This is a genomic window from Haloferula helveola (assembly GCF_037076345.1).
Taxonomy (GTDB): Bacteria; Verrucomicrobiota; Verrucomicrobiia; order Verrucomicrobiales; family Akkermansiaceae; genus Haloferula; species Haloferula helveola.
Genome location: NZ_AP024702.1, coordinates 1,471,176 through 1,489,126, shown reverse-complemented (window position 1 = coordinate 1,489,126; position 17,951 = coordinate 1,471,176). Strand labels below are relative to the sequence as shown.

General features: G+C 63.4%; 15 protein-coding genes. 9 read left to right on the top strand and 6 right to left on the bottom strand.

The window, feature by feature from the left end:
• Positions 1–36: 36 nt before the first annotated feature.
• Positions 37–612: an NAD(P)H-dependent oxidoreductase gene (locus HAHE_RS05220; protein WP_338689168.1), complete on the top strand. Its 576-nt coding sequence runs from the start codon at positions 37–39 to the stop codon at positions 610–612.
• Between the two features lie 9 nt (positions 613–621).
• Here HAHE_RS05220 and truA read toward each other — a convergent pair whose 3' ends face one another.
• On the bottom strand, positions 622–1,395 hold the full coding sequence (gene truA / locus HAHE_RS05215) for a tRNA pseudouridine(38-40) synthase TruA (RefSeq protein WP_338689167.1): 774 nt from the start codon (positions 1,393–1,395) through the stop codon (positions 622–624).
• 92 nt (positions 1,396–1,487) lie between these two features.
• On the opposite strand from truA, the gene HAHE_RS05210 reads away from it, so the two are divergent.
• Positions 1,488–2,372: a tyrosine recombinase gene (locus tag HAHE_RS05210; protein ID WP_338689165.1), complete on the top strand. Its 885-nt coding sequence runs from the start codon at positions 1,488–1,490 to the stop codon at positions 2,370–2,372.
• Positions 2,373–2,668: 296 nt separating this feature from the next.
• Here the strand turns inward: HAHE_RS05210 and HAHE_RS05205 are convergent, their stop codons facing one another.
• Positions 2,669–3,307 (bottom strand): hypothetical protein, encoded by a 639-nt coding sequence (locus HAHE_RS05205; RefSeq protein ID WP_338689163.1) that lies wholly within the window; start codon positions 3,305–3,307, stop codon positions 2,669–2,671.
• A gap of 160 nt (positions 3,308–3,467) precedes the next feature.
• Between HAHE_RS05205 and HAHE_RS05200 the strand changes: the two genes are divergently transcribed.
• Together HAHE_RS05200 and HAHE_RS05195 are read left to right on the top strand one after the other, a co-directional pair.
• Positions 3,468–4,328: a uracil-DNA glycosylase gene (locus HAHE_RS05200; protein ID WP_338689162.1), complete on the top strand. Its 861-nt coding sequence runs from the start codon at positions 3,468–3,470 to the stop codon at positions 4,326–4,328.
• Positions 4,325–4,813, top strand: coding sequence for an asparaginase domain-containing protein (locus HAHE_RS05195; RefSeq protein ID WP_338689161.1), 489 nt, complete (start codon positions 4,325–4,327; stop codon positions 4,811–4,813). The genes HAHE_RS05200 and HAHE_RS05195 overlap by 4 nt, the downstream gene beginning before the upstream one ends.
• A gap of 25 nt (positions 4,814–4,838) precedes the next feature.
• Here HAHE_RS05195 and HAHE_RS05190 read toward each other — a convergent pair whose 3' ends face one another.
• Positions 4,839–5,549, bottom strand: coding sequence for a Bax inhibitor-1 family protein (locus HAHE_RS05190; protein WP_338689160.1), 711 nt, complete (start codon positions 5,547–5,549; stop codon positions 4,839–4,841).
• A gap of 60 nt (positions 5,550–5,609) precedes the next feature.
• The gene (gene lpxK, locus HAHE_RS05185) at positions 5,610–6,821 is read right to left on the bottom strand and encodes a tetraacyldisaccharide 4'-kinase (RefSeq protein WP_338689159.1); all 1,212 of its coding nucleotides are present in this window, start codon (positions 6,819–6,821) and stop codon (positions 5,610–5,612) included.
• Between the two features lie 311 nt (positions 6,822–7,132).
• Between lpxK and HAHE_RS05180 the strand changes: the two genes are divergently transcribed.
• The 5 genes from HAHE_RS05180 to HAHE_RS05160 all read left to right on the top strand — a co-directional run bounded on the left by HAHE_RS05180 (position 7,133) and on the right by HAHE_RS05160 (position 12,305).
• Positions 7,133–9,115 (top strand): FAD-dependent oxidoreductase, encoded by a 1,983-nt coding sequence (locus HAHE_RS05180; RefSeq protein WP_338689158.1) that lies wholly within the window; start codon positions 7,133–7,135, stop codon positions 9,113–9,115.
• A 10-nt stretch (positions 9,116–9,125) separates the two neighbouring features.
• Positions 9,126–10,538 (top strand): cytochrome c3 family protein, encoded by a 1,413-nt coding sequence (locus HAHE_RS05175; RefSeq protein ID WP_338689157.1) that lies wholly within the window; start codon positions 9,126–9,128, stop codon positions 10,536–10,538.
• Positions 10,539–10,542: 4 nt separating this feature from the next.
• Positions 10,543–11,154: a DUF3365 domain-containing protein gene (locus HAHE_RS05170; protein ID WP_338689156.1), complete on the top strand. Its 612-nt coding sequence runs from the start codon at positions 10,543–10,545 to the stop codon at positions 11,152–11,154.
• 19 nt (positions 11,155–11,173) lie between these two features.
• Positions 11,174–11,596 carry a globin family protein gene (locus HAHE_RS05165; RefSeq protein ID WP_338689155.1) on the top strand — a complete coding sequence of 141 codons (423 nt, stop codon included), beginning with the start codon at positions 11,174–11,176 and terminating at the stop codon, positions 11,594–11,596.
• A 106-nt stretch (positions 11,597–11,702) separates the two neighbouring features.
• Positions 11,703–12,305, top strand: coding sequence for a PDZ domain-containing protein (locus HAHE_RS05160; RefSeq protein WP_338689154.1), 603 nt, complete (start codon positions 11,703–11,705; stop codon positions 12,303–12,305).
• A gap of 13 nt (positions 12,306–12,318) precedes the next feature.
• On the opposite strand, the gene HAHE_RS05155 is transcribed toward HAHE_RS05160, so the two are convergent.
• Together HAHE_RS05155 and HAHE_RS05150 are read right to left on the bottom strand one after the other, a co-directional pair.
• Positions 12,319–17,592, bottom strand: coding sequence for a beta strand repeat-containing protein (locus HAHE_RS05155; RefSeq protein WP_338689153.1), 5,274 nt, complete (start codon positions 17,590–17,592; stop codon positions 12,319–12,321).
• Positions 17,589–17,945, bottom strand: a complete 357-nt coding sequence (locus tag HAHE_RS05150) for a response regulator (protein ID WP_338689151.1) — start codon at positions 17,943–17,945, stop codon at positions 17,589–17,591. The genes HAHE_RS05155 and HAHE_RS05150 overlap by 4 nt, the downstream gene beginning before the upstream one ends.
• Positions 17,946–17,951 lie beyond the last annotated feature (6 nt).

The window sequence follows — 17,951 nt, the reverse complement described above, 5'->3', positions numbered from 1 at the left end:
GTTGGCATCCGCCGGGATCTCGGTAGGGTTCATCGCATGGCAAAAATCTTGGTGATTTCCGGAAGCGCGAGGAAGGATTCGGTCAACCGAAAGCTGGGCGAGGCGGCGTGCCGGATCGGATCGGAGCTGGGCGCGGAATGTGAGCTGATCGACCCGCGGGAGCATGTCCTGCCGCTCTACGACGGGGATCTCGAAGAAGCGGAGGGTTTACCCGAGGAGGTGAAGATCCTGAAGAAGGCGTTCGCCGAGGCTGACGGATTTGTCTTCTGCTCTCCGGAATACAATTCATCGATCACACCGTTGCTGAAGAACCTCATCGACTGGGTCAGCCGCGCCGAGAGCGACGACGAGCCGCCGCTTGCGGCGTATCGGGGAAAGGTGGCCGGCCTGCTTTCCGCCTCTCCCGGAGCCCTCGGAGGAATGCGCGGTCTGGTCCATCTGCGGTCGATCCTCGGGAACATTGGGGTGTTCGTGACTCCGACGCAGTTCGCCTTGGGTGGAGCCTACGGAAAGTTCGATGAGAACGGTGAGCTGACCGACTCGGCTGCCGCCTCGAAGATCGAAGCGGTGATGAAAGAGGTCATCACAACGGCCGAAAAACTGTCGGCCTGAACTCCGGGTTCACTTACCCTTCGAAGGGTCGTAGGACACCGACTCGAGATACAACCCGTCGGCTGGCGCGCAATGCGACGATCGGCCGTGAGGAAGACCTTCGGGTTGGTCGAGGAATGCGGCGAACTCGTCGAGGCGGAGCCGGCCTTGGGCGACGCGCACGACGCTCCCGGTGAGAAGCCGGACCATTTTGTAGAGGAAGCCGTCGCCCGACCATGTCAGGCGCCAACCGTGGTCGAAGGCATCGAGTTCCGCCCGTGTGAGGGTGCGATGGTGGTCGGTATCCTCGGTTTCGTTGCCGCGTTTGGCCGCAAAGGCTTCGAAGTCGTGTCGTCCGAGCGTGAGCTTCAGCGCGTCTTCCAAGAGGTAGGGGTCGTATTGCCGTGGAAGGTGCCATGCGAGGCCCGCCCGAAAGGGTGAAAGGACCGGTTCGGTGCTGATCTCGTAGCGGTAGGTTTTCGAGGTGGCTGAGAAGCGCGCGTGGAACTCCGGGCCGACCTCCTCCGCGCTGAGAACGCGGATGCTGGCGGGCAACTTGGTGTTCAGAGCGGGTACCCAATTGAAGGGGTTCATCGTCAGCCCATCGGGCGCATCGAGGTGAGCGACCTGGGCGAGTGCGTGAACTCCGGCGTCGGTGCGGCCGGAGCCATGGACGCGGACCGGCTGCTTGGCCGTCTCCGATGCGGCCGATTCGAGGAGATCCTGAACCGTATTCCCGCCGGGTTGGGACTGCCAGCCATCGTGAGGGCGGCCGTCGTAGGCGAGGGTCAGCTTGATGCGCATGGAGGGAGATTGAACATCGAACTTCGAACGTCCAACATCGAAGGCCGAACGGTGAACTCGCCGTATCGCGGGAATTTTGTTTTCCTTCCGGGGTGGAACGGGAGATCGACGGGTTCATTCGCTATGTCGCGGTCGAGCGCGGGCTATCGGATGCCTACCAGATCTCGCTCAGGCAATCGCTGGATGCCCTGCGGGGATGGATGGAGCGCAAGACGCTTGATCTGGTGGACGTCGGCACCGAGGAGTTGGCCTCCTTTTTGGGGACGAGGAAATCCGAAGGGCTCTCGGTCTCGTCGCTGCGGATCACCACCGTCCATCTGAAGGTCTTTTTCCGTTGGCTGGCGGGTACGGACCGTCTGCCGATGGATCCTGCTGAGCCGTTGCTGTCGCCCCGCACCGAGCAGTCACTGCCGGAGACGCTCAACCGCGAGTGGGTCGAGAAAATGCTGGAGGCGGTGGATGTCGGCCAGCCTCTGGGCCTGCGCGATCGCGCGATTCTTGAGCTGTTTTATTCCTCGGGTCTACGGCTCAGCGAGCTTTGCGGGCTCCGGCTTGAGGAGTTCGATGCCGAGGACCGATTTCTCCGGGTCACCGGCAAGGGCAACAAGACGCGCGTCGTGCCGGTGGGAGGCAAGGCGCTGGCCGCGCTTGAGGCGTATCTTGCGAAGGAGCGGCGGTCCTTGGTGGGAAAGCGTACCGGCTCGGAGGTCTTTCTCAGCATCCGGGGCGGACGGCTTTCGCCGGATCGGGTGCGCCAGATCGTGAAGGAGCGCGCTGCGGCGGCGGGGATCGACCGGAAGGTCTATCCGCACCTTTTACGGCATTCGTTTGCGACCCATCTGCTCGAAGGTGGCGCCGACCTGCGGGTGATTCAGGAGCTGCTCGGTCACGCCGACATCTCGACGACCCAGATCTACACCCATGTCGACGGCGCCCGGCTCAAGTCGATCCACAAGCGGTTCCATCCGCGAGGCTAGGAGCGGCTCCTTTGAGGTGCCGTCTGTCTGCCGAAGCCTCGGCGGAGGCGGTTGGGGCGCGCAACGATTGCCGGATCACGGGGATGGGCAGGTCTCGGGCAACACTCAGCAGTCAGCAAGGAACGTCCAAGTCTCTCAAGGCTCCGATACGGATGTCTCGATCTCTGGGCTCGCCTTATCGGTGGGGCGAGCTTCTCTTCCAGAGGTGTAGGCAGCGCGACCCGGAGGTCGCCGCGCCCGCTCATTCGCCTTCGCCGAGGCTTCGGCGGACTGGTGGCGCTTGGAAAGCGCCACTCCTACTTCTTCTCCTTCTCGCCGTAGGGCTTGATCTCGAGGGCCGGGGCCTTCGCCGGCTTGGCGGGCTCCTCGGATTCGGCAGCCGGCGGATCGATGGTCAGCGATGGCTCGGTGTGCTGACGGAGGGCTTGGTAGAGCAGGTTGTAGTTGTGGCGGACCGCGGCGGGGTAGGAGACGCGGCCGGCTTCGACGATTTTCTCCAGCAGCAGCTTGCTGGAAAGGTCGGCCACCAGGTTGGCGCCGACTTTCACCGCGCCCTCGGCACCCGTGAGTTTGGCACCCGCATTGGCGGAGCTGCGAATCAGGTCGCTCGAGATCGTCCGGCCTTGGATGGCCAAGGTGGACTTGGCGGAGCTGACCGAGCCGTCGGGCGCGAAGCTGACCTCGAGCACCGCGTGGTCGTCGCTGGCCAGCCAGCCGCGACGGTGGTCGATCCGCACGGAAACAAAGATACCGCCGTCGGGTGACGGGGTGATTTCGGGCTTGTAGGTGCGGTAGTTGGCGCCGGACAGGGCGTAGTCGACGGTGTTGTCCTTCCAGCCACCCAGGCTTTCGCCGTAGGCATCAATGTCGACGTCGATTCCGGCCATCAGGCGGGGAGCCAGCAGCGAAGCGCAAAGAAGGACGATTCGGATCATCGGAGTGCTTGGATTGTCCGGGAATGATACGGATTTGCGGAGGGATTTCTTCCTCTCCGCACCTGTTTCGACGGGGAAGCGGCTCCGCGTGGTGGATTTGTCGGTTCCGATTTCGACGCGTACGTTGCAAGGGGTCGGGGTGGGCGCGTAGGCTCGGTCCGTGAGCCGGCCGGTCGACCTTTTGCTGGAGCACCTGCGAGCCGAGGAGGCCCGGGGTGTGGAGCATGTGTACCTTGATGAAGAGGCGAAGGAGGTGCTGCGCGAACTGCACCGGCAGGCGCGGAGTGGTGGAAAACCGAAGGCGTCTGCAGCTGCAGGTGCCGGAGAGGCGGTCGCCGAAACCCCGAAAGCCGCGAAACCCGTGGTCGTCACCGAAGTCCGCGCCGAGGGCGAGAGTGCGGCGGCCCGAATCGAGTCGTTGAAACTGCAGGCCGCCGAGTGGCCGGCCGCGAAGGCCTTGGGCAGCTTGCGGGAGACTATGGTGTTCTCGACCGGTGCGGCCGAAGCCGAACTGATGCTCGTCGGCGAAGCACCGGGCTACCAAGAGGAGCGGCAGCGCGAGCCGTTTGTCGGTCCAGCCGGACAGAAGCTAAATGACATCCTCAAGGCGATGGGCCTCGAGCGCCCCGCCGTTTACATTTCGAACATCGTCAAGTTCCGGCCCGCGATGCCGAATCAGACGACCAACAACCGCAAGCCGACGCTCGACGAGATGGCGTCGTGCCTGCCTTTCATCCGCGAGGAGGTGAAAGTCGTGCGGCCGAAGTGCATCGTGGCACTCGGTGGAACCGCCGCCGAAGGATTGCTCGGGCTAAGCGGATCGGTCGGCGCGATGCGCGGCCGCTGGCACGAGTTCGAAGGCATTCCTGTGCGGGTCACCTACCATCCGGCCTACCTGCTTCACGGCAATGCCGCCCTTTCGGACAAGCGCAAGATCTGGGAGGACATGCTTGAGGTGATGGAAAAGCTGGGTCTGCCGATCTCGGACAAGCAGCGCGGATTCTTTTTGCCGAAGTCATGAAGATCCGCGTGATCACCACCGGTGGCACGATCGACAAGGTCTACTTCGATGCCACCTCGGAGTACGAGATCGGTGAGCCGACCGTTCCCCATGTGTTTCGGGAGGCGGCGGTGGGGGTCGAGTGGGAGCTCCAGCCCTTGTTGCGAAAGGACAGCCTCGAGATGACGGAAGCCGACCGGGTGACGATCCGCGAGGCGTGCGAGGCGGCCGGGGAGACCGCGATTCTCATCACCCATGGCACCGATACGATGAGCGATACCGCCGAGTCACTGATCGGGATCGAGGGCAAGACGATCGTGCTCACCGGTGCGCTGGCACCGGCCCGTTTCCGGGTGACCGACGCGATTTTCAATCTGGGCCTCGCGCTGGGCGCGGTGCAGTCGAAGCCGCCCGGTGTTTACCTGGCGATGAACGGAACCGTCTTCGAAGCGGGCAAGGTCCGGAAAAACAAAGAGGCCGGCCGCTTTGAGGCGACCGGCCTTTGAGAAGCGTTGCTGAACTCCGGGGTTCTCAGTCCCGGCGCATGAAGAGCATCAGGACGTAGTAGAAGAGCAGTGCTACGCTCGCGAACAGCGAGAGGGCCGCAGCGACGTGCTGACCCGGCGCGTAGTGATACATGATCTTGCTCGTGTTGTAGAGGATGGCGCCCGAGGCGAGCACGATCATCGCCAGCGAGAACCAAAGTCCCATGCCGCTCGCGAGTCCGGGCATGAAGATCGATGCGACGATCAGTCCGATCGCGATGAAAAAGCCGATCTTCAGGAACCCACCAAGGAAGCTGAAGTCCTTGCGTGTGGTGAAGGCGACTGTCGTGAGGCCGAGCACCAGTAGGCCGGTGACCACCCCGGCCTTTCCGATGGCCATCGGGTCGTAGATGGTGGCCATCATGATCAGCGGCAGGAAGATCACGGCTTCCGCCACCACGTAGAGGCCGAGTCCGGCATACTGCATGCCGGGTGAGGCGCCGCCGTAAGCCCACTTGTTGGCAATCCACGAAACTCCCATGAACGCTCCCAGCACGATGAGCCAGCTGTAGGGGCTGGCATTGAGGAGGCCGAAGATGGTGTCGGCGGGGATCAGCGAGATCAGGAGCCACTCGATGACGGCAAAGGCGCCGATCGCGGCTGCGAGGTGGCCGTAGGTCTTGCGGACAAAATCGCTCCGAGTCTCCTCGGGAGCGGTGATGACCGGATTGCTGGCGTAGGGATTGAATGAGTCCATGCGTGTTTTGAGGTTGAGTGACAGATGGCAGAGCTTCCGGGTGTTGGCAAGCGAACCCGGTCAGATCCCGTAGGCTTCACGAAAGCGCAGGATCGGGTCACCCGGGGCGTGGGGGTGACAGAGGCGGTCGATCATTTCCTCCCACTCGTCGTGCCCTTTCAGGATCTCGACCTCGATCCGCAGGAACCAGATCGGCACGGTGACATCGGTGGGTTTCGGGAATCGTACGGCGTCCTTCTCGGTGGTGACGACCAACTCCATGTCGCGCTCGATGCAGCGGTTCATGAAGGCGTCGATCTCCTTGCGGGTGAATCGGTAGTGGTCGGGGAAGTGGCGTCGGATCTCGACCCGTGCCCCGAGGCTCTCGAGGCTGCGTTCGAAGCTTTCCGGCACCGCGATGCCCGAGATCGCCGCGACCCACTTGTCCCGGAGGAATTCCAGCGGCTGGCGTTTTCCGGTGAAAAGCTCCTCCAGGTAGCGCGGGCCGTGCGCGCACTCGATGATCGGAGCGAACGGGTTGTGGCGGCGCAGTTCCTCGACCAGCGCGTCGTTCGGTGAGCCGTCGCACTTGGTGATCAGGATGTAGCTGGCCCGGCACAGGTTGGCCGGAGGCTCGCGGAGCGTGCCGCGTGGCAGCAGGTGACCGGTGCCATAGGGCGAGGTCCGGTCGACGAGAACGATGTCGGTGCCGTGGGCGAGGCGGAGGTACTGCAGGCCGTCGTCGAGCACGAGGGTGTCGGCTCCGAGCTGCCTCACGGCGAAGCGTCCGCCCTTGATCCGGTCCTTGTCGACGACCACCGAGACGCCATTGAGATTCTGAGCCAGCATGAATGGCTCGTCACCGGCGTACTTCGAGTCCAGCAAAAGCGCGCGTCCGTCCGACACGACCTTGGGCATTTCGTCGGGGTCTACCGGGATCTGGTTCTCGTCCTTCCACTTCTGGGGCTCCTTGAGCTTCCGGCTCTTGTAGCCGCGGGAAAGGATTGCAACCTTCCGGCCGCGGTCGCGCAGCGTGCGGGCGAGCATTTCCGTGACCGGGGTCTTGCCGGTTCCGCCGACGGTGATGTTGCCGATCGAAATGACGTGGGTCCCCAGATGGGCCTGCTGCTTCCAGCGGCGGCGGAAAACCAGCAGCCGGGTGCGGACCAGCATGCGGAACACGCCCGACAAGGCGCTCATCGCCAGCCGCGTCATCCCGGCGCGAAAGCCCCGGGCGCGTCCGAAAATCACATCGGCGCCCCAGCGTTCCAACTCGGCGAGGGATTCCTTCATGCTTCTGGGGCCGGCAGCAAGTTGGAGCAGGGGAGGCTCACGGGCTCAGGCTGGGCGGAATCGTTGCGGTCGGCAAGGCGCGAGGCGGAAGCGTGAGGCGAGGCCTCGGGATGAGTCGAGAATCGCGCTCGGCCGTATAGGGATGCGGTAAAGTATGCGCGGTCCGCATGGGTGGAAAAAACATCGAGAAATCATGCTCATGTCGAGCTGGTCAGTAGCAAGCCCGCTCATACCAAACGTCCTTTTTCTTCATTCCCTAGGCATGGCAAGCGGGCGGTCGGGGCGTGAGGCATGCTTGAGAACGAAGCTTGATGCCTCGTCGATCCGCCGGTTCATCCGCAAGCACGCTGCCCTCCCTTGTTGTGGTGGGGAATGGCATCGCTTCGGTGCGGTTTTGCGAGGAAGCGGTCGCGCTCCGGTTGAACCGCAAGTTCCGGATCACGGTGATCGGAGGCGAGCCGCGACCCGCCTATGATCGGGTCCGGCTCTCCCGCTATGTGAAGGGACGCGATGAGGCGTCGCTGACCATCCGGGACTCCGAGTGGTACTCGGCTCAAGACATCGAACTGAAACTTGGCGATCCGGTTTCCAAGCTGGATCGGTCGAGAGGATGCGTCGTCACCGAGAGCGGGGTGGAGGTAGCCTACGACGAACTCGTGCTCGCAACCGGGTCGGCGGCATTCGTGCCCCCGCTCGAAGGCGTCGGCTTGCAGAAGGTTTTTGTCTACCGGACCATTGATGACCTTGAGGCGATCATGTCGGCTGCCGGGGAAGCTTCGAAGGCGGTGGTGATCGGAGGTGGCTTGCTCGGCCTCGAAGCGGCGCAGGCCCTTGAAACGCTGGGTCTCAAGGTCGCGATCGTCGAGCGGGCGGCATTCCCGATGCCACGCCAGCTGAACGCGAAGGCTGGCGCCTTGGTCACCGGAAAGCTCGAGTCGCTCGGGCTGGGATTTCACGGATCCTTTGCCGGTCAGGCCATTCGCCGGACAGCGGAAGGTCTTGAGTTGGTGCCGGAGGATGGAGCAGCGCTAACATGCGACCTGATCGTCATCTCGGCTGGGATCGCGCCGAACTCGGAACTGGCGGCCGCCGCCGAACTTGAGTGTGGCGTGAGGGGCGGGGTCGTTGTCGATCATCAGCTGGCGACTTCCGACCCGAAGGTGCACGCGATCGGCGAGTGCGCGCTCCACGAAGGACAGATCTACGGCCTCGCGGCTCCGGCGGTGTCGATGGCTCATCATGTCGCGCGCAAGCTGGCGGGGAAACGGCCTCCCGATTTCGAGCGACCCGATCTGTCGACACGGCTGAAGATGCTCGGGATCGATGTGGTGACCATCGGTGATCCTCTCGACCGGGGAGAAACGGTGGAGTTCGAGGGGGATGGAATCTACCGGGCAATCACGCTCGATCCGCGTCGGGTCCCGGTCGGAGCGCTCGGCATCGGAGAATGGCCGGAGTCGAGCCAGATCCACGGTTGGTACCGCGAGGGGAGGGCGCTGAGAGACAAGGAAGTGGCCCGCTTCGCCGCCGAAGGCGTGATCGATGCGGGAGCGGCGTCGGCGAGCGTGTTGGCATGGCCGGGTGAGCGCATGGTGTGCAACTGCATGTCGGTGACCAAGGATGGCCTCTGCCGGGCGATCGCATGCGGCGCGGCCAGTCCTGAGAAACTCGCCGAGGCGACCGGGGCGTCGACCGTTTGCGGTTCCTGCGCGCCCCTGCTTGCCGAACTCTGCGGATCGCCCGCCGCGCCCGGCAGGGCGATGTCGCCGCTGCTGCTGATCGCGATTGCCCTGCTGGCCCTGGTGGCAGCGGTGCTGGTGCCGGTGGCCGAGGTTCCGGTGGCGACCAGTGTCGAATCGTTCAACTACGCGCTCGACCGGTTTTGGAGCGACGCTCTGCCGAAGCAGATCACGGGCTACTCGCTCTTGGGCGTGTCGCTGCTGGGGCTTCTGATCTCGTTGAGGAAACGCCTTCCGAGATTCCGCTTTGGAGCGTTCGCGAAGTGGCGCGTCTTCCACGCCGCCTTCGGGCTCGTTGCCCTCGGTGCGCTGTTCGCGCACACCGGTTTCCGTTTCGGCGACAACCTCAACGCCTGCCTGATGGCGGTGTTTGTCGGGCTGAACCTGCTCGGCGCGGTCGCCGGGGTCGCTGCGGGCCTCGAGACCCGGGGCGGTCCGAGGGCTGCCTCGCTGGCGAGGCGCCTGCGCCCGGGGCTGACCGTCGCCCACTACGTGTTCTTCTGGCCGCTGCCGGTGCTCGTCGCGTTCCACATCGCCGCCGCCTACATCTACTAGATTCATCATAATGCGTATCCGTTTCGGCCGTCGTTCCCAAGCCATCGCGTGGCTCCTCCTAGCGGGGGTCATCACCGCAGTGTGCGCGAACGTGTTCTTCCGGGCCGAGGACAAGACATGGGTCATGCCTGGCGAGACGTCCCACGGGCACTACCAGATCGAGCTCGAGTGCTCGGTTTGCCACGATACGAAGCCGGACGGACTGCTGGTTTCGGCGGTTTCCAACAAGGCGTGCCTCGCGTGCCATGACCAGGATCTCGAGGATGCCGATGATTCCCACCCCGTGGTGAAGTTCAAGAAGCCGGAGAACCGGCCGTTCCTCGAGAAGATCGACGCGATGAGCTGCGTGGCGTGCCACACCGAGCATGAGCCCGAAGCGACGGGCGCCATGGGAGTGACGCTTCCGGCTGACTACTGCACCTACTGTCACCAGACCACGGTCGAGGAGCGGGAGACCCACAAGGGTCTTGGCTTCGACACCTGTGCGACGGCGGGCTGTCACAACTTTCACGACAACCGCGCGCTCTACGAACGGCACCTCGCCCTGCACTCGGTCGAGCCGCCGATGTTGGAAGCGGGTCAGGTCGGGGAGCTCGGAAGTCTCGCCGCATATCTCAAAGCCAACCGGGAGACCAAGGCGCTGGCGATCGGGGATGCGGATGCGCCCACGGGCGTCGACATGGCTTCGCACGCCGAAGCATGGAGTCAGGATGCCCACGCGCTCGCCGGGGTGAATTGCTCGGACTGCCACCAACCGGAAGGTGTCGAGTGGAGCGACAGCGTCAGTGTGGCGACCTGCGGAACGTGTCACGATGACGAGAAGGACGGCTTCTTCCGTGGCAAACATGGAATGCGCATCGCCGCCGGATTGTCCCCGATGACTCCGGGGGCGGCCCGCCAGCCGATGAAGGCGGAGGCTGCTCACCGGGCTCTCGATTGCACGTCCTGTCACGCTGCCCATGACTTCGATACGCGGCGTGCGTCCTACGCCTCATGTGTCGAGTGCCACGACGACGATCACACGAAGGCCTATGTGGACAGCCCGCACTTTGCCGCGTGGGAGCGCGAGTTGAGCGGGGCCGCGCCGGCCGGCAGCGGGGTGTCTTGCGCCACCTGCCACATGCCGCGGGTGGATGACGGCAGGAACGGCCTTCGCGTCGAGCACAACCAGAACGCCAACCTTACGCCGAACGAGAAGATGCTCCGTGCCGTCTGCCAGCAGTGCCACGGCCTGCCCTTCGCCATGGATGCGCTCGCCGACCGCGAGCTGATCGATCGCAACTTCACCGGCAAGCCCGAGGTGCACGTCGAGAGCTGCGACTGGTCGCGCCAGCGCGCGATCGACCGCGAGGACCCCGAGATTCTCGAACTCATCCGGCAGATGACTGCCGACCCTTCTCCCGAACCGAACAACACCGACTGAACCAATGAATACCAAAAAACGCATCGCCCTCACCGGCGCAATCGTCGTCGCGGGCGTCGTCGCCCCGTCCTGCAGCAAGACCGAAACCGCCACGGCAACGTCCGGAGGTTTCACTCCCGAGCAAATGGCCGATACGGTCTACACCGTGCTCGCCGCCGACCGGAAGGTCTACGCGAAGCAGGTCGTCACCCGACTCGTCAACAAAGAGGAGGTCATCAAGGCCCATGAGAACTTCATGGACGAGAAGGCCCTTCCGCTTCCGGCACAGGTCTTCCGGATGGGCGCCGAGGAAGTGGACCTTGTCGAGGGGAAAGCCGTGGACTTCTCGTACTCGCTGCAGTCCCTCTGGCCTCTGAATAAGGAGAACGCCAAGAAGCAGACCGACAAGGTCCAGGAGGGGCTGAAGTATCTCGTCGACAATCCGGAGTCGAAGAAGTGGACGGGCGAAGAGGAGATCGCCGGGCAAAAGTATTTCATCGGCGTCTACCCCGACAAGGCCGTCGCAGAAGCCTGCTTCCTCTGCCACAACAACCATCCGGATAAGGAGGACAGCTTCCCCGAGTTCAAGATGGGCGATGTGATGGGCGGAGTCGTGATCCGCATCCCCTTCGAGTAACACCCCGATTTCAATCGTCATGACCGAAGAACAGAAGAACCTCGTGCAGGGGAGCTGGGAGCAGGTGGTTCCGATTTCGGAAACCGCTGCGGAGCTTTTCTATGCCCGCCTTTTCGAGCTCGATCCCGACGTCAAACCGCTCTTCGCGAGCGCCGACATGAAGGAGCAGGGCAAGAAGCTCATGCTGATGATCACCACCGCCGTGCGCGGGCTCGACAAGCTCGACGAACTGATCGGAGCGATCCAGGCGATGGGCAAGCGCCACGTCGGATACGGCGTGAAGGCGGAGCACTACGACACCGTCGGTGCCGCCTTGCTCGACACTCTGGAGAAGGGTCTCGGGGAGGTCTGGACGCCCGAGCACAAGGAGGCCTGGGCTCTGACCTACACAACGCTCGCGAACGTGATGAAGGACGCCGCCTACGGGCCGGAGCCCGCCTGATGTCCGTGGTGCGGGCTCCTGTCAGCAGGAGCCCGCACGCGGGCAGCGCGTGATTTACGGACGGTTTACCCACGGCTGCCCCGGGGTGTGATTCCATGGGATCGTTATGAACAAGACGACCCCATGGATACCCGTTGTTGCCGCCGTGGCGGTGCTCGCCGTCAACGGTGCCGGTCAACCGGCCACTGAGTGCAAACGTGCGGCCGAGCCAGCCGCCGCCGAAGTCTCGCCGGGCCTTGAAGCGGCGGCGCTCCAGCATCTTCTTCGGAAGCATGGAGCGGAACTGTCGGAGATCGAAAAGAGCGCTTTGGGATCGGCGATCTCGAAACTCGATGCCGAGGCAACGCCTGCGGTCGCGCCGATGCTGGTCGACCTTGGAGTAGCCGTCGAGGAGCTCGACGACTCCCAGCGCCGTCATCTGCAGCCACAGATCGAAGGCGGGCTGTCGGTCACGCGCACATCTCCCGACGGGTTGCTGACCTTCTGGGGTGTCGAGAAGAGCGACCTCATCGTTTCCGCCAACGGGCAGGCCCTCCACAACGCTCGCGAGTTGCTCGATGCTCTCGACGAATCGGTGGACAAGAACAAGCCGCTGCTCCTCGACGTGATCGTTCAAGGCAACCGCCGCACGATCAACCTGCGTCCTTTGGGTGCCCGCGCGCCGCTGCAACCCGGAGCCGGCCGGTTCTGGCAGTTCATGGGGTGCTGAGATTTTGCCCGAATCAGGGCTGCTCCTCGACGACCTCCATCTGCAGGAAGCCTTTCGGTTGTAGCGTGACGTCATCGCCCAACCAGAACGATACGTATTCCCATCCTGCGGAGAGCGGGGGTAGTCCGGCAGCGTCGGTTGCCGAGCCGACGATGACATCCGCATCGAAGGTCGTGAGGTCCGATGAGCCGTGTGCGGAGTAGACGATTCCGTCAATGGTCGCGCTGACGCTTGGAGATCCATTGAAGATCGCGCCACTCCGGACGGGTAGCGTCAGTGAAAGGAAGCGCGTACCGAGGTGGTCGTAAATCGAGACGCGGCGTTTGCCGTCGTCCGTCGGGTCAAGCGGGTCGCCATCGTGGGCGAACTCCTCAAGATTGGTCCTGTCGTCGCCGTCGGGATTGTCGTCCGGACCGTCTTCGCCGGGAGGAAGCCCATTGGCGTCGGCCCACGTCTCGAACGCGGTCAGGACGATCACCGTCCGTGTGACCTGTGCCGCCGGATTGCCGGCATCGTCGGTGGCGTCGTAGGTGACGGTGTAGCTGCCGGGTGAGGACGTGTTCACGGTGTCGCCGCCGGTGACGACCGCGACGCTGCCGTCCACGCTGTCGCTAGCCGTGGCTCCCGGGTCGGACCAGGCCGCCTTGTAGCCGACTGTGGCGGGATCGCTGCCGTTGGGTGAGATCACCGGAGGTGTGTTGTCGATCACAACGGGCGCGCTGGTGACGCTGGACGCCAGCGTCTGATTCACCTCGTCGCGGGTAGGCTGTCCGCCGTCGTTTGGACTGGCTGCGATGGAAATGGAGCCGTCGCCGGAGATGTTGGTTAGTGTTACGACAAACTCTATGCCGCGCCCCGTGATGCTGCCAAAGGTGTGGCTGACGCCGGGATCCTTGGTGACGATGATGTCTCCTTGGCGGTTGAAGGCCACGACGGGTTTGTCGAAGATCACGTCGAAGACCAGCGTGCCGGTATTGGTTGGGCCGGTGTCACGCGGCGTGATGCTGATGCAATTCGGCGGACTGGAAATGACGAGAGCCAGTTTCGGGTCCCCGTCCAACAAGGTGTAGCCCCGCCGAACCTCATACCCTGCCGGCAATCCGGTGACGGGAAAGCTTCCCTGGCTGTTGGCGACGGTGTCTGCGTCCGCGACGATGTAGACCGGCTCGGTAGCGCCCGCGCCGGTTTCCCGGATATCGAGCGTCATCTGGTTGACGCTCATCGTGCCGGCCACGGTGAGGGTGTCGTTGGAGGGGCCGTCGATGTCCATTTCGTAAGTGGCGCCTGTGAGATCGACACCGCTTTGGAAATCGATCTCACCGATGTCTGGCCCGGGTGCGAGTGTGCCGTCGATGATCGCAGGACCAGGGATGGTTCCGGATCCGCGCAGGGCGGCACCCGGATTCACCGTAAGCGAGCCCGAACCTGTGCTGGTGTTATCGATGAGCAGGTCGCCTGCCTGAACCGTGATGCCGCCACTGAGCGTGTTCGTTCCGCCCAGCGAGAGTGGGGCGGGTCCGGTTTTGGTGACGGCTCCGCTTCCGGAAAGTGTTCCGCTGAATGTAAGCGGTGCGGCAAGGTCGAACACCCCTCCGGATGGCAGCGAAAGGTCGCTGACAATCGTGTGGCTGCCACTTCCCGACGAAAGGATGGCCCCATCGGTCAGAGTGAGCTGGTTGTTGATCAGCTCATAGCTGGCATCCCCCGAGAAGATCAACTCGCCGACGCTTCGGCTGCCGTTGACGTCCACTTGGATGGATCCGCTCAGGGTGGATTGCCCGAATCGGGCGGGGCCAGCCGGCAGGGGAGTCACGCCATTCTGCCAGTTGAGGGCGTCGCTCCAAAGTCCCCCGGCAGCGTTTTTCCACACCGGATCGATGGCGACGGTGTCGCTCGCGGCACTGGCGCCGAGGCTGTTTCCGGCAGGATCTTCCACGTCGTTTCCGGCGTCGATTCCGAGGGTGATGTCGCCTTGGCCGACGACGTCCGGGATCACGACCGTGTAGATGCCGTCCACGCCGGAAATGACAGGGGTCGAGTGGGTCCCGGGGAAGGAGACGGACAGGTCCTCGACAGTGAGGTTCTGCACCGGCTCGCTGAAGGTCAGTGCAAACTCGACGGAACTGTCGGGGTTCAGCCCGCTGGTGGCGGTGATGGCTGCGGCGGGCGGTGTCTGGTCCACCGAGACCTGATTGCTGGTGACGCTTGAGGCGAGATTGTTGCCGACTCCGTCGTTCACGGTCGAGGCTCCGTCGTCGAGGTCGACCGAGACAGAAATGGTTCCGTCGCCGCTGACATTGTCGAGGGAAAGCACGTAGGTGTCACCACTTCCTGTGATGCCGCCGAATGAGTAGCTGAGCGTCGGATCCTTGGTCACCACGAGGTCGCCGAGCCGGTTGAAGAACTGCACCGGTTTGTCGAAGGTGACGTCGAAGACCAGAGTGTCGGCGTTGGTCGGTCCGAGATCGCGGGGGGCGATGCCGACGCAATTGGGCGGGGCGGAATTGACAATGGCGATCTGGTTGCCGGCAAAGTTGTAGGTCAGCGTGTATCCGGACGGAATGCCGATGACGCTACTGAAAGTGTTACTGAGCGAGCCGTAGGTGGCGATGGTGTAGGCGGGTTCCGTCGCCCCGCCGCCGATTTCCCGGATGTCGAGGGTGGCATTGTTGATGTTCAGGTTCCCGGTCACCGCCAAAGTGTCCGCCGAGGATCCATCGATCTCCACGGTGTAGGTGGAACCCCTGAGGTCGGCATCGCCTTGGAAGCTGAGTGTGCCTGTGGAGTTCCCGGGTGAAACGAGACCGTTGACGTCCGCCGCACCGGTGATGGTCAGGTTCCCGGCGAGTGTGCCACCCGCGTCGACGGACAGGTCGGCGACCGAGCCTGACCCGTTGAGTGTTGTCCCGGATTCCACCGTGACTGTCCCAGATCCGGTGGAGCTGTTTACGGTCAGGTTGCCCGACTGGATGGTGGTTCCACCGGAGTAGGTGTTGGTGCCGGTAAGGGTCAGGGTGTTGCTGCCTGCGACCACGACCCCGCCGGTGCCGCTGATGTCCCGGTTGAAGGTGGTGTCGAAGCTCCCGTAGTTGAATTGCACGGTGGCGTTGTTCACTACGCCAGCGGGTCCGGGCAGTCCGTTGGTGCCTCCATTGCCGAACTGCAGAACACCCCCGCTGACGAGCGTGGATCCCTGGTAGATGTGGCTCTGGTTGAAGATGACCGTGCCGGCTCCGCGTTTCTCGAAGCCGCCGGTGTGGGTCATCAACTCGCGCCACAGCAGGTTCGCGCCCGCCTTGGTGTCAATGATCACATCGTCACCGCCGAAGACGAAGCTGTTGGAGAACGCATTTGTGCTGGAGAATCCCGCAATGTCGATTCCGAGCGCGCCCCCGTCGAAGTGTATCGGACCGGTGCCGATCTCGTTGACGGACCGGACGAAGACCGTTCCGCCCTCCAGCAACGTTCCGCCGGAGTAGCTATGCGTCGGTGAGCCGCTTCCCAACATTTCGTAGGCGATGGTTCCGCTGCGGACGATCACTTCTCCGGTTCCGGAGATCGAGTCGCAGAAGAAATCCGTCAGGTTCCCATCGCCCAGGTTGAACACCACCGTCGATGAATTGACCAGTCCCTCGTAAGGATTGAAGCGTGACGGGAAGGTACCGTCGCCGAAGCTCATCACGCCGTTTTCGACATGGAGCTCTCCGGTGAGACTGGTGAACGTGGCGGAGGGATCGGCCAATGTCAGCGTTCCGGAGCCCCGCTTGCGCAGGGTCGGAGAATTCGAGAACCCCCTGACCTCGCCGGGGAAGAGAATATCGTCATTGTCCTCTCCCAAAATCAGCTCCGCTCCACCGAGAAGGAAGAGGGATGCGTCCGCGGACGGGCAGAGAATGTCGTGGATGCTCTGGGAGACTCCGTCGATCGTGATGCCTCCGCTGCCATCCATGATGACCAGTCCCAGAAAGGAAGGGATCTGGGTGGCGCTACTGACCCTGAGCGTGCCGCGATTCACCGTCGTCGATCCGGCATAGTTGATATCGCCTGTCAGATTCGTGGTGCCGCCGTTGACCGTGAGATCGCCGCCTGCGTTCAACGTTCCCGCAATGGTCAGGGTGCCTCCATTAGCAGTGATGTCTCCATTGAAGCTCGACGACCCGGCAAGAGTGACGTTTCCGGCCTGCATCAACAGACTGCCGTCGGTGCCTGTGAGCGAGCCGGTGTAATTGGCACTCGAAGTTCCATTGATCTTCAGCGTGCCGTCGTAGATGTTCAGATCGCCTGACCCCCTCAGTCCGCCGATGGTCACCGTGTTCCCGGCGCCGCCGAGTACGCTCATGTCGAGGCCGTTGTCCGTGTTCAGGACCACTTCGCTTCCCTGCAGCGCGTTGACGTGTCCGACGACGATCTTTCCGGCGTTGACGATGGTTTTTCCGCTATGCGTGTTGCTGCCGCCGTTGATCGTCCACGAACCGCTTCCATTCTTCACCAAGGTGGTGCCGTCCCCGCCGGTGATGGGGCCCGAGAAGACGAAATTCGCACCGGCTCCTACATTCAGCGTTCTTCCGGCGATCAATCCGAGGAGCCCCGACCCGGTGACTGCCCTGAGGTTGGCGCCGTCGATGTAGTCAAGCCTGGCTGTGGCTGCGTCCTCCAGTCTGATGGTGGCGTTCTGGAGAGCGTTGACGTGGTCGATATCGACCTCGTTTTTCCCGGTATTGATGGTTCCCGAAAAACTTCCGGCGGTCTTCAGGGTGATGCCGCCGCCGGCGGTGTTGTCTCCATCCAGGATGCCGCTGCCGCCGAGCGGTTCGTTCAGGATCACGTTCGCGCCGGTGCTGGTCCATGCCACGGTCCGGCCGGCGGCAATGTTCAGCGTGTGATAAAGTTCCAGAGAACTGCTGCCGGTGAGATTGGTGTTGAGGACGTTGCGAAGGGTGACGCTGACGGCGCCGTTCGAGACCTCGCCCTGGTTGGCGTAGATGCGCCAGTTGTGGGATGAACTGGTTCCGGTCACCCTGAGCGTGTGGAGGGTTCGGGCGGTGCCCTGGTCGCCCCCTTCATTGGTCACGTAGGCCTTGGTGCCGGCGTTGCGGGCGCTGTTGAACCAGGCGCCGTAGTTGGTTCCGTCCGGGATATTGCCGCTGCTGTTGCGCCAGTTGCCGGAGTTGTTCCAACTGTTGTTGTTGGCGTCGTCACTCCACTCGTAGGTGGTCTGAGCGAAGGCGGAGAATGCGGCGAGCAGTGAAAGGAGGACGAAGTGGATGTGAGGGAGGGTACGCTTCATGGGTGGGTGAGGTCGGAGTGGAGGAGGTCGGGCAAGTCGAGGAGCCGGTCTTTGGTGAGGAAGTGCTTCGCTCCGGCATCGGCGGCTGCCATTCGCATGTCGTCGGAGTCGTGCTGGGTGACGATGGCCACGGAGGCGCAGGGTTCCCGGCGGCGGATCTCCCGGGTGGCGGCGAGGCCGTCCATTTCAGGCATGTCGATGTCCATCACGACCCAGTCGGGACGATGGCTAGCAAAGGAAGCGACTGCCTCGATGCCGTTCTCCGCCTCGTGGATGACGACGTCCGGCCCCTCGAGGAGGTCACGGACGAGCCGTCGGGCGGCGGCGTAGTCGTCGACAAGGAGGTAGGTCACAATCCC